The organism is Pseudazoarcus sp. NS20, assembly GCF_059703745.1.
The window spans coordinates 695,285-711,509 of the sequence record NZ_BAAKIY010000001.1 but is presented as its reverse complement, the minus strand read 5'-3'; the positions used below and the strand labels follow the sequence as shown (position 1 = coordinate 711,509).

Below are 16,225 nucleotides of genomic sequence, written 5' to 3'. Positions count from 1 at the left end.
CGCGTGAGTTGCTCCGTCACTTCAACGCAAATTCGAAGGTGCTGACTACCCTCAGGCGCTTGCCGATGGTGGTCGAGGTATCCATGTCGGTACCGTCGTCGTCCAGAATGCGGATGGCGCCCTGATTGGCGCTCTTCAGACGGCCCAGTTCGGCACCCGCGTCGGCAGCAAACTTGCGCGCCTGCTCGCGCGCATTGACGGTGGCCTCTTCGAGCAACTCGGGCTTGATCTGGTTGAAGCCACGCAGCTGATAACGCGGCCCTTCCGGACTATCCCCGCTACCCAACTGAATGCCCGCTTCGATCAGCGGATCAACCGCCTTGGCGGCCTGCGCAATGCGCTCGACCTGCGTCGAACGCACCACCACCTGCCCCTGACCGTTGAAGCGCATCGGCACGTTGTCCGCACCCCACTCACGCGCCAGCAGATCGCGCACCTGCAGCGGGCGCACTTCGATCTCGTCGTCGCTGAAACCACGCTCACGCAGGAAGCCGGCAACGCGCTCCCGGTCAGCGCTGAGCGAGCGCTGCACATCGGTGAAATCCTGCCCGGCGCGCCGGAAGGACAACGTCCACACGGCGAAGTCGCTCTGCACGTCACGTTCGGCCAGGCCCTTTACCGTGACCGTACGGTCGGCCGCGCGGAAACGCTCGATGCCGTTGCCCACCGACCAGCCAGCAAACGCCACGGCCGCAGCCAACACCACAGCAGGAAGGAATCCGATTCGGGCCACCGCCATGTTGTTCTCCTGTTTCGATCAGGCCACGCCGGCGCCGTGCGCCTGCTGGTCGGCCCAGTAGCTCGAACGCACCATCGGGCCACACGCCGCATTGCGAAAGCCCATGGCCAATGCTTCGCGCTCGAACATGGCGAAGGTGTCGGGGTGTACGTAGCGCAGCACCGGCAGGTGACCAGCCGAGGGCTGCAGGTACTGGCCGATGGTGAGCATGTCGACGTCGTGGGCGCGCATGTCGCGCATGACATCGAGAATCTCTTCGTCGGTCTCGCCCAGGCCGACCATCAGGCCGGACTTGGTCAGCACCTCGGGCTTGCGCGCCTTGAACTCCTTGAGCAGCAGCAGCGAATGCGCGTAGTCGGAGCCGGGGCGGGCCTGTTTGTACAGGCGCGGCACGGTTTCGAGGTTGTGGTTCATGACGTCGGGCGGCGCCTGATCGAAGATGTCGAGGGCGACATCCATGCGGCCACGAAAGTCCGGCACCAGCACTTCGATGGTGGTCTTGGGCGAGGCTTCGCGCGTGGCGCGGATGCATTCGACAAAGTGCGCCGCGCCACCGTCGCGCAGATCGTCGCGGTCCACCGAGGTGATCACCACGTAGTTCAGGCGCATCGCCGCAATGGTTTTGGCCAGATCACGCGGCTCGTCAGCGTTGAGCGCTTCAGGCCGCCCGTGGCCGACGTCGCAGAACGGGCAGCGCCGCGTGCAGATATCGCCCATGATCATGAAGGTGGCGGTGCCCTTGCCGAAACACTCGTGGATGTTCGGGCACGAGGCCTCTTCGCATACGGTGTGCAGCTTGTGCTCGCGCAGCGTGGCCTTGATCTCGTTGAAGCGCTCGGCCTCGGCGCCGGAACCCAGGCGGATGCGGATCCAGTCGGGTTTTTTCAGGCGCTCGGCCGGCACGATCTTGATGGGGATGCGGGCGGTCTTATCTGCGCCGCGCTGCTTGCGGGTGGTGGTTTCCATCGGGGTCTCTCGTGGTTTCCGTTGCTGCGGCGCTGCCCGGGTAGGGCTGGCCGTGTGGTGGCGGCGGGTTGCCGCGATTTTACGTCGGCTTGGGCAACAAGCGCTGCAGATGCCCGAGCAGCCGCGCGCCCACCGCGTCCAGACCGTCTTGCACGCCGAAGTCGGCGAGCTGGGTGGTCTTCAAGCCCTCGTAGCCGCAGGGATTGATCCACGCAAACGGCGTCTGATCCATGTTCACGTTGAGCGACAGGCCATGATAGCTGCGCCCTTGGCGCACGCGAAGCCCGAGGGCGGCGATCTTGGCGCCGTCCACATACACGCCCGGCGCGCCGGCCTGGCGCTCAGCAGTGATGCCGTACTCGGCGAGGCAATCGATCAGGGCCTGCTCCATGATGGAGACCAACTGCCGCACCTTGAGCCCGCGCCGCGCGAGATCGATCAGCAGATACGCCACGAGTTGGCCAGGGCCGTGATAGGTGATCTGCCCGCCACGGTCGGTCTTGACCAACGGGATGTCGGTAGCGTGCAGCAGGTGCTCGGGCTTGCCGGCCTGGCCGAGGGTATATACCGGCGGGTGTTCGACCAGCCAGATCTCGTCGGGCGTGTCGTCGTCACGCCCGGCCGTGAACGCGCGCATGGCCTCCCAGGCGGCTTCGTAGTCGACCCGCCCCGGCTGCTTGACGACCAGCGTCGCACGCTCGGCGACAACGCTCACAGCACGACCTTGACCATGGGATGCGACGACAGCTCGCGGTAGATGCCGTCGAGGTGACCTTGCGAGGTCGCCCGCACGGTGCAGGTCAGGGCCAGGTAGTTGCCCTTGCTGGAGGGGCGCATCTCGACCGTGGCGGCATCGAAGCCGGGGTCGTGACGCACGACGACTTCGACGATGGCCTGCGCGAAACCTTCGACGCGCGCGCCCATGATCTTGATCGGGAAGTCACACGGAAACTCGATCAGCGATTCACGTTCTGCTTCGCTCATGCCAGTTCTCCGGCACTTTTGGCCTGCTGATACCAGGCGTGCAGTTGCAGCGTGACCGGGCCGGGTCGGCCCGTGCCCACCGGCTTGCCGTCGAGCTGCGTGATCGGCAGCACTTCCTTGGTGGACGAGGTGAGCCAAAGCTCGTCTGCGGAGGCGACTTCATCCTCGGAAATCTCACGTACCTCCAGGGGCTGCCCATGGCGACGCGCCAGATCGAGCACCACGTCGTAGGTGATGCCCGGCAGGATCAAATGACTCTTGGGCGGCGCCAGCAGCACGCCGTTCTTCACCACGAACACGTTGGAGGCGCTGCCCTCGGTGAGGTAGCCGTCGCGGAACAGCACCGTTTCGGCACAGCCGCGCTCCACCGCCAGCTGGCGCAGCAAGCAGTTGGCAAGCAAAGCGGTGGTCTTGAGGTCGCAATGCAACCAGCGGAAATCGACCGCGGTGACCGCCGACACACCGTTCTGCATCTGCTCGCGCGGCACCGCGGCCAACTCATCGGCCATCATGAACACGGTGGGCGGCAGGTCTTTCGGGAAAGCGTGGTTGCGCACCGTGTCGGTGCCACGCGTGACCTGCAGGTAAATGGCCTGATCCGCCCACGGGTGGGCATCGATCAAACGCGTTACCAGATCGGCCCATTCCGCCGCGGAATACGGATTGACCAGACGAATGCCGTCGAGCGACTTCTGCAGGCGGGCGATGTGCGGAGCCAACTGAAACGGGCGACGCCCGTACACCGGGATGACTTCATACACCCCGTCACCGAACAGGAAGCCACGGTCCATCGGCGAAATGCGCGCCTCGGCGCGCGGCATGAAGCCGCCGTTCAGAAAGCAAATGCTCATCCGACCACCCTCACAGGCTCTTGATCCACAACACCAGGGCGTCCCACAAACGGCTGAAGAAACCGCCCACTTCGACTGCTTCCAGCGCGACCACCGGATACTTGCCGATTTCCTTGCCGTCGGCGCTCAGGGTCAGCGTGCCGATGTTCTGCCCGCGCTCGATCGGCGCCAGCACCGGCTGACTGCTTTCGAGCGAAATCTGCAAACGCTCCGACTGGCCCTTGGGCATGGTCATGACAAAGTCGTCGCTGAAACCGACACCCACCTCATCGGTCGCACCCTTCCACACGCGGAAGCGCGACAGCTCTTGCCCGGCCTGATACAGACGCACGGTGTCGAAGAACTGGAAGCCGTAGTTGAGCAGCTTGAGCGACTCCTGCGCACGCCCGGCCTCGGACTCCGCGCCCAGCACGATCGAAATCAGGCGGCTCGGGCCGCGTACGGCCGACGAAACCAGGCAGTAACCCGCGGCATTGGTGTAGCCGGTCTTCATGCCATCCACCGTGGTGTCGAGCCACAGCAGGCGGTTGCGGTTGGGCTGGGTAATGCCGTTGTAGGTGTAATCGCGCTCCGAGTAAATGCGATAGAACTCGGGGAAGTCACGGATCAGCGCAGAGGCCAGCAACGCCAGATCGTTGGCGGTGGTGTACAGGTCCGGATCGGGCAAGCCCGACGAGTTGGCAAAGCGGGTGTTCTTCATGCCGAGGCGCTGCGCCTCGCTGTTCATCATGTGCACGAAGCCCTCTTCGGAGCCGGCAACGCGTTCGGCCAGGGCCACGCAGGCGTCGTTGCCGGACTGGATGATCATGCCGCGAATGAGCTCTTCCACGGTGACCGGGCGATTCGGCTCGATGAACATGCGCGAGCCCGTCATGCGCCAGGCTTTCTCGGACACCTGCACCGTCTCCTCGAGCGTCAGGTTGCCGGCCTTGATTGCGGAGAAGGTGATGTAGGCGGTCATCAGCTTGGTCAGCGACGCCGGCTCGATGCGCTCATCCGGTTTGTGCGAAACCAGGGCCTGGCCGGTGCCATGATCGATCAGCAGCCACGCGTTGGCAGCAAGCGTGGGCGGCGGCGGAACCTGGGCGGAAACAGTCAGCGGGAGGATGAAGCAGAGCAGGGCAATGAGGTAACGCATGACGACCTGTATGGTTGAACCCGTTCGGGGCAAGTGAAAAAAGAAAGTACCGGGTCGCGCATGGCGACGAGCGATGAACATGACCGCGCGCGGCGCGGCGGGTTCAACGCATCACGAGATACGGCTGCACCTCCAGCAGCATGCTGATGCGGCTGGCCGTGTTGCGCGCCTCGGTAACCGAAGCGAAAGGCCCGATCTGCAGCCGATACCGGCCATCCTGATCCAGCAGATGCATCTGATCGGCCAGCAGGCTGAGCTCTTCGCGCACGCGCGCCATCAAGCGCGCGGCGTTGGCGGGCGTTTCGAAGGCGCCCAGTTGCAGGTAGGCCGCAGTCTGACCCGGCGCGGGCGTGTCCTGCACCGTTACCGTCGCCGGAGGTACGGCAGCCAGGCCGGGTTCAGCGCCGCCACCGGCTGACGCAAGCGCTGGAGCCTGAGCCACCAGAGTGGGCTGCGCCTCGCGTTCACGGTTCATCTCGGTGATGGCGTCGTGGGTGAGCAGTTCGACCTCGACCTCGGCACTGCCGGCATTGATGTAGCCCAGACGATGCGCTGCGGCATACGACAGATCGATCAGGCGGCCGCGCAGGAACGGGCCGCGATCATTCACGCGCACGATCACCGAACGCCCGTTCTCGATGTTGGTGACCCGCGCATAGCTCGGCAGCGGCAGCGTCGGGTGCGCGGCCGTCATCTCGTACATGTCGTACACCTCGCCGATGGCCGTGGAATTGCCATGGAAGCGGCGACCGTACCAACTGGCGTGGCCCCGCTCGCGGTACGGCTTCATGCTGGTCATCGGCACGAACCGCTGCCCCATGACGGTGTATGGGCGCAGGGAGGGCGGGTGAATCGGGTCGATACGCGGCACGGCATCGGGCAGGCCGTCGAGGTTCGAGGGCACCAGCGCGTGGGGGCCGTCGTCAAGGTAGTAGCCACCGCCCCACTGCGCCGGCACCTTGACCGTCTGGCCTGCGGGTTTCGCTGCGGTCGATTTCCCGGCTGCCGGTTTGCTGGCAGCCGGCTCTTCGGCCTGTTGCACCGGGCTTGAGCTGCACGCCGCGAGCAGGCAAGACGAAACGACGGGAAGAAGCCAACGGAACAGCGACAGGGAGGGGCGGGTGCGGGTCATGCGGGGTTCAATCCTTGAGCGTGTTGCGACTGCGCGCGACGCTCATGAGCATCCCCATGCCGATACAGAGTGTCACGAGCGCGGTGCCCCCGTAACTGACGAATGGCAGGGGAACGCCAACGACCGGAAGGATACCGCTGACCATCCCGATATTCACAAAAACATACGTAAAAACGATCAACGTCACCGCCCCAGCCAGTAGCCGCGCGCCAAACATCGAAGCCCCGGCGGCAATACTGAAGCCGCGCAGCAGCAGCACGGTGTATAGCCCCAGCAGCACCAAAGCGCCGATCAGCCCGAACTCCTCAGCAAGGACCGCGAAGATGAAATCGGTGTGACGCTCGGGGATGAAGGCAAGGTGCGTCTGCGTTCCGTCCAGCCAGCCCTTACCCCACAATCCGCCCGAACCGATGGCAATGGTGGACTGGATGGTGTGGAAGCCACGCCCGAGCGGATCCTGCGTCGGATCAAGCAGGGTGCACACACGCTGCTTCTGATACTCGCGCAGAAGCTCCCAGTCCACGCCGGGCTGGCACAGCTGATCCCCGAAGCCGACCAGTGCGGCGATACCGACCACACCCACCACGAATACCGGGATGATCAGCCGCCACGACAAGCCGGCGAAGAAGATGACATACAAGCCGGCTGCACCGACCAGCAAGCTGGTACCCAGATCCGGCTGCACCACGATCAAGCCGAGAGGAATCGCCAGCAGCAGTGCAGCCACCAGATAGTCGATGAAATTGATCGACCCTTCGCGCATGTGGAAGTACCAGGCGAGCATCAGCGGGACCGCGATTTTCATGATCTCCGACGGTTGCAAGCGGATGAACCCGAGGTCGAGCCAGCGCTGGGCCCCCTTCGATGTTTCGCCGAAAAACAGCACCCCGAGCAACAGCACCACCCCGGCCAGATAAAGCGGGCCGGCGAACATCAGGATGCGTTTGACCGGCACTGCGGCCACCACCCACATCACCGCCACGGCAATCAACATGTGCATGCGCAAGGCCGGCAAACGCTCGGGCGAGGCGCTGATCATCAGCACCCAGGTGTAGGCGAACAAGATGGCCAGCACGACGCACAGCGTCGGGTCAAGCGCGCGCAGCGCGGCACGCAGCACAGCGAGCGGATGGAGGCGGCCGGTCATCGTTCGAGCTCCTCGGGCGACAGGGCTTCGGCCTCGGCGGCTTCCTCCTCCACCTCGCGACCGAGCAGGTGAGCATCGAACACCTGGCGTGCCACCGGCGCGGCCGACTGCGAACCGAAACCGCCGTTCTCGACCAACACCGCAATCGCAATGGTGGGATTTTCAGCGGGGGCGAAGCCGATGAACCAGGCGTGATCGCGCAGGCGCTCGGCCACCTCATCCGCCACATACTTCTGGCCACGCAACGAAAACACCTGTGCCGTTCCGGTCTTGCCACCCGCGTCGTACGGGGCACCGGCAAACACGGTGCGTGCGGTACCGACCTTGGTGACATCGACCATGGCCTTGCGCACCGCGTCGACATGCTCCTGACGCAGGCGCACCGGCTCCCGCGCCGCCGGGGCGGCATCCACGACCTCACCGCTTCGACCGTCGACGATGGTGCGCAGCAAATGCGGCGGGCGCACCTCACCCCCGGTCAGCATCACCGACAGCGCATGCGCCAATTGCAGCGGGGTGTAGGCGTTGTAGCCCTGCCCGATGCCGACCGAAATCGTCTCGCCGCCGTACCACTGCTGCTGCTCGCGCGTGCGAAAACGCTCGCGCTTCCACTGCGGCGACGGCAACACGCCGTGCGCCTCGCCGGGGATGTCGATGCCGGTGCGCTTGCCGAAGCCGAACGGCGCCATGAAATCGGCGATGTTCTGGATGCCCAGCTCGTTGGCGAGCTCGTAGTAATAGGTGTTGCAGGAGTGCACCAGCGTGGCGTGCAGATCGACGCCGTGCTGACAGCGCGACTTGCGATCCACCATGCGCTGACCGAAGTAGGTGAATACGCCCTGGTTGTCGAAGCGCTGACCAAGCGTGCGCCGCCCGGCGGCCAGCCCCGCCAGCGCCATGAACGGCTTGAAGGTCGAGCCCGGCGGGTAGGCGCTGTAGATGGCACGGTTGAGCAGCGGGTGGTCCGGCGAATCGGACAAGGCGCGCCAGTCGGTCACCGAAATGCCGTCGATGAAGAGGTTGGGGTCGAAGCTCGGCATCGAGGCCAGCGCGAGGATCTCGCCGGTGGCCGGCTCGATGGCTACCACCGCCCCGCGCCGTGATCCCAGCGCATTCTCGGCAGCGCGCTGCAAATTCATGTCCAGCGTGAGCTGCAGGTCACTGCCGTTTATCGCCGGAGTGCTCGACAACAAGCGCACGGCGCGTCCGCCGGCGTTGATCTCGACCTGCTCCACGCCGGTCACACCATGCAGTTCGCGCTCGTAACTGAGCTCCAGCCCGCTCTTGCCGATGTATTCCGAGCCACGATAATTGGCCAGATCCCCGCGTTCCTCGATGCGCTGGATGTCGCGCTCGTTGATCTGCCCGATGTAGCCGATGGCGTGCGCCGCAGTCGGGCCGTGGGGGTAGTTGCGATACAGGCGCGCGCGCACCTCCACCCCCGGCAAACGATAGAGCCGCGCGGCCACTCGCGCCACTTCCTCGTCACTCAGGTGCGTGCGCACCGGCACGCTGTCGAAGTACTTCGATTCAGTGAGCAAACGCCGGAAACGTCGGCGATCGCGCTCGTCGAACGGCAAGACTTCCGACAACGCATCGAGAGTGCGCTCCATGCTGCGCACTTGCGCCGGGTTGATCTCCACCGTCCAGGCGGAATAGTTGCGCGCGATTTCCTCGCCATTGCGGTCGTGGATCACCCCGCGTTTGGGCGGCACCGGCAACACCGCGATGCGGTTACCCTCGGCGCGCGAATGGAAGTACTCGTATTGCTGCACCTGCAGATGGTGCAAACGGAAAACCAGCACGGCAAAGCAGCCCAGCACGAACAGCGCCGCCACGACGGCACGGCGTCGAAAGCGGAGTCTGACCTGTTCGGGATGGTGGAACTCACTCATGCCTTGAAGCAACCCTTCGTCTGCACGCAATGCAAACAACGACCATCAGATCGGACGGTTATCGTCACGATCCACCGGTTGGTACTGCGGCAGCAGCAGCAGAAAGCCCAGCGGCCCCCACAGCAGCGCCCCGGTCAGGCTCGATATGAAATACGTCCAGCCCGGGAATTCGGCGCCCGCCATGACGCGCACGACCACCATGATGACCTGCGCCACCAGCAGCAGCGGCAACACATGCAGGGCCTGCTGCATGTAAGGGAACCACAGCATGCGGCGCGACAGGGCTCCGGCCAGATAGGCCAGCACCACATACGCCAGCGCATGCTGGCCCATCGCCGCACCCTGCCCGACATCAACCAGCAGGCCGAGGATGAAGGCCGTAGTCATGCCCACGTGGCGCGGCTCGCGAATGCACCAGAAGGTCAGCACCAGCGCGATCACGTCGGGCACCCCCGGAAAGCGCCCTGTCGGCACGTAGGTGAATACCAGCGCCACGACCAGGCTGAGGTAGATGAACCACGGGCGGACCGGCTGCAGGATGCGGTTTGAGCGGTTGGTCGGATGCATGTCAGTTCTCCCGCGGCGGCACGGGCAATGTCTCGGGCAGCGCATGGGCCGGGTTCGGGCGCGGCTCCGGCGCCTCTTCCGGGCCCAGCACGAGCACCTGCACGGCACGTTCCACACGTGACACCGGCTCGCACATCACGTTCAGATGAGGCCCGCTCTGACTGCTCACCTCGGACACCACCGCAACCGGCAAGCCGGCGACGAAAAGGCCATCCAACCCGGACGTCACCAGGCGGTCGCCCACTTGGATATCCACCCCGACCTGCACGAAACGCATCTCGAGCCTGCCGTCGCCCGAGCCCGCGATGATGCCGCGCATGCCGGTACGCTCCACCACCACCGGCACCACCTGCTCGCGGTCGGTGAGCAAGGTGACTTCGGACTGCACCGGGTACACCCGGCTCACCTGCCCGATCAGGCCACGAGCATCCACCACGGCCTGACCGGAGCGCACGCCCTGACGGTCACCCTTGTCGAGAATCACCTTGCGCGAAAACGGATCAGGCGCGTCGTAAAGCACCTCGGCGCCGACGCCGCGCAGACTTCTGGCCTGCGCCAGCCCGGCGAGCTCGCGCAATTCGGCATTTTCATGCTCGAGCTGCTCGAAACGCAGCAGACGTTGCGCCGCTTCGACCTGACTACGACGCAGTTCGGCGTTCTCGAGCTGCACATCGACCAAGGTGGCGAAATACACCGCCGCATTGCGGGCCAGGTCCGCGGGCGCGGCAGCCGCGCGCTGCAGGGGGTGGATCACCACCGTAGCCACCTGACGCACGAGTTCCAGATAGCCGAAGCGCAGATCGGCCACCAGCATCGCAATGCAGATTGCCGAAAAGATGAACAAGCGAAGCCGCGGCGCAAGACCGCGGTGGAAGATAGGCGGAGGAGAGTGTCCAGCCAGTGACATGAGTCAGCACACGTGCGACGGAGCCGATGACCGGGCGGCCCTCGGCTCCGTACGCATTATTCGGAAGAGAAGATGGAACCGAGCGTATCCATCTTCTCCAGCGCCATGCCGCAACCGCGTGCAACGCAGGTCAGCGGCTCTTCGGCGATGATCACCGGCAAGCCGGTCTCTTCCATCAGCAGGCGGTCAAGGTCGGTCAGCAGCGCGCCACCGCCGGTCAGCACCAGACCGCGCTCGGCGATGTCGGCGCCCAGCTCGGGCGGGGTCTGCTCGAGGGCGATCTTGACGGCGGAAACGATGTTGTTGAGCGGCTCGGTAACGGCTTCGAGCACTTCATTGCTCGACACCGTGAAGCTGCGCGGAATGCCTTCGGCGAGGTTGCGGCCCTTGACTTCCATCTCGCGCACCTCGGAACCCGGGAAGGCCGAACCGATGGTTTTCTTGATGTTTTCGGCCGTGGTATCGCCGATCAACATGCCGTAGTTGCGACGGATGTAGTTGATGATGGCTTCGTCGAACTTGTCGCCACCGACCCGCACCGAACCGCTGTACACCATGCCGCCGAGCGAGATCACGCCCACTTCGGTGGTGCCGCCGCCGATATCCACCACCATCGAGCCGGTGGCTTCGGACACCGGCATGCCGGCACCGATGGCCGCAGCCATCGGCTCTTCGATGAGGAACACCTGACTGGCGCCGGCAGCCAGGGCCGCATCGCGAATGGCGCGACGCTCGACCTGGGTGGAGCCGCAGGGCACGCAGATGATGATGCGCGGGCTCGGCGAGAACATGCGCGACTCGTGCACCTTCTTGATGAATTGCTTGATCATCTGCTCGGTGACGACGAAGTCGGCGATCACGCCGTCTTTCATCGGGCGAATGGCGGTGATGTTGCCCGGCGTCTTGCCCAGCATCTGCTTGGCAGCCGCGCCGACGGCCTGGATGGTGCGCTTGGCATTCGGGCCACCTTCGGTGCGGATCGCCACCACCGAGGGTTCATCAAGGACGATGCCCTTGCCTCTTACATAAATCAGCGTGTTTGCCGTGCCGAGGTCGATCGCGAGATCGCTGGAAAGATAGGAACGCAGAAGACCGAACATTGAGGGTTCCGTAACCGGGTACAAAAAGACGCGACTAACACGCCAGACAACGCCACTTCACGCGGGATAAGGGCGCAAACCAATATGATACTCTACAACTTCTCGCGGTTTGAACAGCTTATCCATTTCATCTCATGTCTCTTTCGCTCGAAGATATCCACCAAATCGCTTCGCTCGCCCGCATCGAATTGCATCAGGGCGATGCCGAACTCACCCTCGGCAAGCTCAACGGCATTTTCGGGCTGATCGAGGAAATGCAGGCAGTGGATACCGATGGTGTGGAGCCGATGAGCCACCCGCAGGACTGCGGCCAGCGCCTGCGCGAAGACCGCGTCACCGAAACCGACCGCCGCGACGCCTTCCAGCGCGTTGCGCCGCAGACCGAAGCCGGGCTGTACCTCGTGCCCAAGGTCATCGAATAACCCGCGTCCTGCACGCCCGCTCCCGACCCTCATGATTCACGCCAGCCTTGCCGAACTGCGCGCTGCACTCGATGCGCGCACGATCTCCAGCGTCGAACTCACGACGCAGTTTCTCGACCGCATCGAACGCCTCGACGGCGAACTGAACGCCTTCATCACCATCGACCGTGAAGGCGCCCTGCGCGATGCCGCCGCCGCCGATGCCACGATTGCTGCCGGCACGGCCGGCCCGCTCACCGGCATCCCGATGGCGCACAAGGACGTGTTCTGCACCGAAGGCGTGCTGACCACCTGCGCCTCGAAGATGCTCGCCAACTTCGTCAGCCCCTACGACGCGCACGTGGTCGCCAAGCTGCGCGAGGCCGGCGTAGTGATGCTGGGCAAGACCAACATGGACGAATTCGCGATGGGTTCGTCCAACGAGAACTCGCACTTCGGCGCCACCAGAAACCCGTGGGACACAACGCGCATTCCCGGCGGCTCTTCGGGCGGCTCGGCCGCAGCCGTGGCGGCGCGTCTGGCGCCTTTCGCCACCGGCACCGACACCGGCGGTTCGGTACGCCAGCCCGCCGCGATGACCGGCGTCACCGGCATCAAGCCCACCTACGGCACCTGCAGCCGCTACGGCATGATCGCCTACGCTTCGTCCTTCGATCAGGCCGGCGTGTTCGCGGCCTCGGCTGAAGACTGCGCGCTGGTGCTCAGCGCCATGGCCGGCTTCGACGAGCGCGATTCCACCAGCGCCGAGCGCCCGGCCGAGGATTACTCGCGCGACATTCGCAGTGACAAGCCGCTTACCGGCCTGCGCATCGGTCTGCCCAAGGAATTCTTTGGCGAGGGCATGGCCGACGACGTGCGCGCCGCCGTGGAAGCCGCCATCGAACACTACCGCCAGCTCGGCGCGACCACCGTCGAAGTGGCGCTGCCCAACGCGCGGCTGTCGATTCCGGCTTATTACGTGCTGGCCCCGGCCGAAGCTTCGAGCAACCTGTCGCGCTTCGACGGCGTGCGCTACGGCCATCGCGCGGCCGAATACGGCGACCTCGACGACATGTACCGCAAGAGCCGCGCCGAGGGCTTCGGCGACGAGGTCAAGCGCCGCATCCTGGTCGGCGCCTACGTGCTGTCGCACGGCTACTACGACGCCTACTACCTGAAAGCGCAAAAGCTGCGCCGCCTGATCGCCAACGATTTCGCCGCGGCCTTCGAGGCCTGCGACGTCATCGCCGGCCCGGTCAGCCCGACCACCGCATGGAAGATCGGCGAGAAAACCGACGACCCGGTGCAGATGTACCTGTCGGACATCTTCACGCTGGCGGTCAACCTCGCCGGCCTGCCCGGGCTTTCGCTGCCCTGCGGCTTCGGCAACGGCAATCTGCCGGTCGGCCTGCAGCTGATCGGCAACCATTTCGACGAAGCCCGCCTGCTGAACGTGGCGCACCGCTACCAGCAGGCCACCGACTGGCATCAGCGCCGCCCGGCGCTGGCAGAATGAACGAGTCACACGCCATGAGCCGCACTGAATGGGAAGTGGTCATCGGACTGGAAGTCCATGCCCAGCTCACCACCGCCTCCAAGATTTTCTCCGGCGCCTCGACCGCCTTCGGCGCCGAGCCCAACCGCCAGGCCAGCGCGGTGGACATCGCCCTGCCCGGTGTGCTGCCGGTGCTCAACCGTGGCGCCGTCGAGCGCGCCATCCGCTTCGGCCTCGCCATCGGCGCGCACGTTGCGCCCAAGAGCGTGTTCGCACGCAAGAACTACTTCTACCCGGACCTTCCCAAGGGCTACCAGATCAGCCAGATGGATTTTCCGGTGGTGCAGGGCGGCACGATCACCATCCGCGTCGGCGAGGGTGACAAAGCCTACGAAAAAACGGTCAAGCTGACCCGCGCACACCTTGAAGAAGACGCCGGCAAGAGCCTGCACGAAGACTTTCAGGGCATGAGCGGCATCGACCTCAACCGCGCCGGCACGCCGCTGCTGGAGATCGTCTCCGAACCGGACATGAGCTCTTCGGCGGAGGCCGTGGCCTACGCCCGCACGCTGCACGCACTGGTGCGCTGGATCGACATCTGCGACGGCAACATGCAGGAGGGCTCGTTCCGCTGCGACGCCAACGTGTCGGTGCGCCGCCCCGGCAGCCCGCTCGGCACACGGCGAGAGATCAAGAACCTGAACTCCTTCCGCTTCCTGCAGCAGGCCATCGACTACGAAGTGCAGTGGCAGATCGACACGCTGGAAGACGGCGGGCGCATCCAGCAGGCCACCGTGCTGTTCGATCCCGACACGGGCGAGACACGCGTGATGCGTACCAAGGAAGACGCGCACGACTACCGCTACTTCCCCGACCCCGATCTGCTGCCGCTGCTCATCTCGCAGCAGTGGATGGACGAAGTCGGCGCGACCATGCCGGAGTTGCCCGAGGCGATGAAGGCCCGCTTCATGAGCGAATTCGGCCTGTCGGCCTACGACGCCGCTACGCTCACCGCCTCGCGCGAAATGGCAGCCTTTTTCCAGGCCGCGGTCGATGCCGCGGGCGCCGCCAACGCCAAGACCTGCGCCAACTGGGTGATGGGCGATCTGGCAGCGCGCCTCAACAAGGCCGACCTCGACATCACCGCCTCGCCGGTGTCCGCCGCGCAGCTCGCCGGGCTGGTGCAGCGCATCGCCGACAACACGATTTCTAACAGCATCGGCAAGAAGGTCTTCGATACGCTGTGGAACGGCGAGGGCAGTTCTGCCGACGAAATCATCGAAGCGCAGGGTCTCAAGCAGGTCACCGATTCGGGCGCCATCGAGGCCATCGTCGACGAGGTGCTCGCCGCCAACCAGAAGTCCGTAGAGGAATTCCGCGCCGGCAAGGAAAAGGCTTTCAATGCGCTCGTGGGCCAGGTCATGAAGGCCAGCCGCGGCAAAGCCAACCCGGCGCAGGTCAATGAAATTCTGAGGCGCAAGCTGAGCGCCTGAGCAGGAGACACGTCATGCACCGCATTCTCGCCCTGTCGCTGGCCGCTGCCGCGGGCTCGGCCCTGGCCGTAACCCCATTGCCCTCCACCCTGCCCACGCCGCAGGCCGGGCTGTGGGAGATGAAGACCTCGGTCGCCGAAATGGGCGGCATGATCATGACCTTCGAAAGCTGCATGGGCGGCAGCGTGGAAGAGTTGCTGCGCCGCCCCGAAGTGGCCGACGCCAACTGCCAGGACATGCAGGTCGATCACCAGGGCAACCGCCTCACCGCGCGCGCCGTCTGCACCATCGAAGGTTCGCGTGCGGACATGGTTTCGGACTTCACCGGCGACTTCAAACAGTCGTACAGCGGCACCATCCACTCGACCTATTCTCCGCCGCTGCAAGGCCTGCAAAAGACCACCGCGAAGGTCGACGGACGCTGGGTCGCGCCGAATTGCCTGCCGGGACAGAAGCCGGGCGATTCGCGCATGAAAAGCGGCGTGACCGTACCGGGCGTGGGGAACATCGATCTCAACGAGATGATGAAGAACCTGCCGAACTTCGGCCGTTAAGGCCGACTTCAAGGAGGCGTACGTCGTGTGCCAGTTGCTCGGCATGAACTGCAATGTCCCGACGGACATCTGCTTCTCGTTCACCGGCTTTCGCGCACGCGGCGGGCTGACCGACCACCATCGCGACGGCTGGGGCATCGCTTTCTTCGAAGGGCGCGGTGTGCGCCTGTTTCTCGACCCGCGGCCGAGCGTGGATTCGCCGGTAGCCGAGCTGGTGCACCAGTATCCGATCCGCTCGCTCAACGTCATCGCCCACATCCGCAAAGCCACGCAGGGCGACATCCGGCTCGACAACACCCACCCGTTCCAGCGCGAGCTGTGGGGCCAGTACTGGATCTTCGCGCACAACGGCAACCTGCTCGACTACGACCCGCCGCTGAGCGGTCGTTTCCAGCCGGTCGGCAGCACCGACTCCGAGCGCGCCTTTTGCCACATCCTGCAGACCCTGGCGGAACGCTTTCCTGACGGAGCACCGGAAGCCTTCCAGTTGCACGCCGCGTTGCGCGAGCTGTGCATGGAGATCGGCGCCCACGGCGAATTCAACTTCCTGCTGTCGAATGGCGACCGCCTGTTCGCGCACTGCTCGACACGTCTGGCCTACATCATCCGCAAGGCCCCGTTCGCCACCGCGCACCTGTCGGATCAGGACGTAAGCGTGGACTTCAACCACGTCACAACACCCGACGACCGCGTTGCCGTGATCGCCACGCTGCCGCTCACCGACAACGAAACCTGGACCATCATCGAGCCGGGCACCTTGCTGCCGTTCATTCACGGCGCGCCCGAAACGCTCGGCGAAACGCGCACGCGGGCGCATGCAAACTGAGCTGGACAACACCTGCGCATCGCTATAATT

General features: G+C 64.9%; 17 protein-coding genes. 5 read left to right on the top strand and 12 right to left on the bottom strand.

What is annotated here, in order from left to right:
- Positions 1–16: 16 nt before the first annotated feature.
- The 12 genes from AC6H0W_RS03365 to AC6H0W_RS03310 form a co-directional block, all read right to left on the bottom strand.
- A complete protein-coding gene (locus tag AC6H0W_RS03365; protein WP_497575703.1) occupies positions 17–739 on the bottom strand; it encodes an SIMPL domain-containing protein in 723 nt (240 codons plus the stop codon).
- Positions 740–757: 18 nt separating this feature from the next.
- Positions 758–1,705 (bottom strand): lipoyl synthase, encoded by a 948-nt coding sequence (lipA, locus tag AC6H0W_RS03360; protein ID WP_497575702.1) that lies wholly within the window; start codon positions 1,703–1,705, stop codon positions 758–760.
- Between the two features lie 79 nt (positions 1,706–1,784).
- On the bottom strand, positions 1,785–2,420 hold the full coding sequence (gene lipB / locus AC6H0W_RS03355) for a lipoyl(octanoyl) transferase LipB (protein WP_497575701.1): 636 nt from the start codon (positions 2,418–2,420) through the stop codon (positions 1,785–1,787).
- Positions 2,417–2,689, bottom strand: coding sequence for a YbeD family protein (locus AC6H0W_RS03350; protein WP_497575700.1), 273 nt, complete (start codon positions 2,687–2,689; stop codon positions 2,417–2,419). Before AC6H0W_RS03350 ends, lipB begins: the two co-directional genes overlap by 4 nt.
- Complete coding sequence (locus AC6H0W_RS03345; protein WP_497575699.1) at positions 2,686–3,540, bottom strand: D-amino acid aminotransferase; 855 nt, start codon at positions 3,538–3,540, stop codon at positions 2,686–2,688. The genes AC6H0W_RS03350 and AC6H0W_RS03345 overlap by 4 nt, the downstream gene beginning before the upstream one ends.
- A 10-nt stretch (positions 3,541–3,550) precedes the next feature.
- Positions 3,551–4,678 (bottom strand): D-alanyl-D-alanine carboxypeptidase family protein, encoded by a 1,128-nt coding sequence (locus AC6H0W_RS03340; protein WP_497575698.1) that lies wholly within the window; start codon positions 4,676–4,678, stop codon positions 3,551–3,553.
- 103 nt (positions 4,679–4,781) lie between these two features.
- Positions 4,782–5,810 (bottom strand): septal ring lytic transglycosylase RlpA family protein, encoded by a 1,029-nt coding sequence (locus AC6H0W_RS03335; protein WP_497575697.1) that lies wholly within the window; start codon positions 5,808–5,810, stop codon positions 4,782–4,784.
- A 7-nt stretch (positions 5,811–5,817) separates the two neighbouring features.
- The gene (gene rodA / locus AC6H0W_RS03330) at positions 5,818–6,957 is read right to left on the bottom strand and encodes a rod shape-determining protein RodA (RefSeq protein WP_497575696.1); all 1,140 of its coding nucleotides are present in this window, start codon (positions 6,955–6,957) and stop codon (positions 5,818–5,820) included.
- Positions 6,954–8,852: a penicillin-binding protein 2 gene (gene mrdA / locus AC6H0W_RS03325; protein WP_497575695.1), complete on the bottom strand. Its 1,899-nt coding sequence runs from the start codon at positions 8,850–8,852 to the stop codon at positions 6,954–6,956. Before mrdA ends, rodA begins: the two co-directional genes overlap by 4 nt.
- Before the next feature lie 45 nt (positions 8,853–8,897).
- Entirely contained in the window at positions 8,898–9,419 is a 522-nt protein-coding gene (gene mreD, locus AC6H0W_RS03320; protein WP_497575694.1) for a rod shape-determining protein MreD, read from the bottom strand.
- Position 9,420: 1 nt separating this feature from the next.
- Entirely contained in the window at positions 9,421–10,326 is a 906-nt protein-coding gene (gene mreC, locus AC6H0W_RS03315) for a rod shape-determining protein MreC (RefSeq protein WP_497575693.1), read from the bottom strand.
- 56 nt (positions 10,327–10,382) lie between these two features.
- A complete protein-coding gene (locus AC6H0W_RS03310) occupies positions 10,383–11,426 on the bottom strand; it encodes a rod shape-determining protein (protein ID WP_497575692.1) in 1,044 nt (347 codons plus the stop codon).
- Positions 11,427–11,560: 134 nt separating this feature from the next.
- Between AC6H0W_RS03310 and gatC the strand changes: the two genes are divergently transcribed.
- The 5 genes from gatC to AC6H0W_RS03285 are packed head-to-tail and all read left to right on the top strand — an operon-like array spanning position 11,561 to position 16,195.
- A complete protein-coding gene (gene gatC, locus AC6H0W_RS03305) occupies positions 11,561–11,848 on the top strand; it encodes an Asp-tRNA(Asn)/Glu-tRNA(Gln) amidotransferase subunit GatC (RefSeq protein ID WP_497575691.1) in 288 nt (95 codons plus the stop codon).
- A 31-nt stretch (positions 11,849–11,879) separates the two neighbouring features.
- Complete coding sequence (gene gatA / locus AC6H0W_RS03300) at positions 11,880–13,343, top strand: Asp-tRNA(Asn)/Glu-tRNA(Gln) amidotransferase subunit GatA (protein WP_497575690.1); 1,464 nt, start codon at positions 11,880–11,882, stop codon at positions 13,341–13,343.
- A 14-nt stretch (positions 13,344–13,357) separates the two neighbouring features.
- Positions 13,358–14,815, top strand: a complete 1,458-nt coding sequence (gatB, locus tag AC6H0W_RS03295; protein WP_497575689.1) for an Asp-tRNA(Asn)/Glu-tRNA(Gln) amidotransferase subunit GatB — start codon at positions 13,358–13,360, stop codon at positions 14,813–14,815.
- 14 nt (positions 14,816–14,829) lie between these two features.
- Positions 14,830–15,369 (top strand): DUF3617 domain-containing protein, encoded by a 540-nt coding sequence (locus AC6H0W_RS03290; RefSeq protein WP_497575688.1) that lies wholly within the window; start codon positions 14,830–14,832, stop codon positions 15,367–15,369.
- A 25-nt stretch (positions 15,370–15,394) separates the two neighbouring features.
- A complete protein-coding gene (locus tag AC6H0W_RS03285; protein WP_497575687.1) occupies positions 15,395–16,195 on the top strand; it encodes a class II glutamine amidotransferase in 801 nt (266 codons plus the stop codon).
- Positions 16,196–16,225 lie beyond the last annotated feature (30 nt).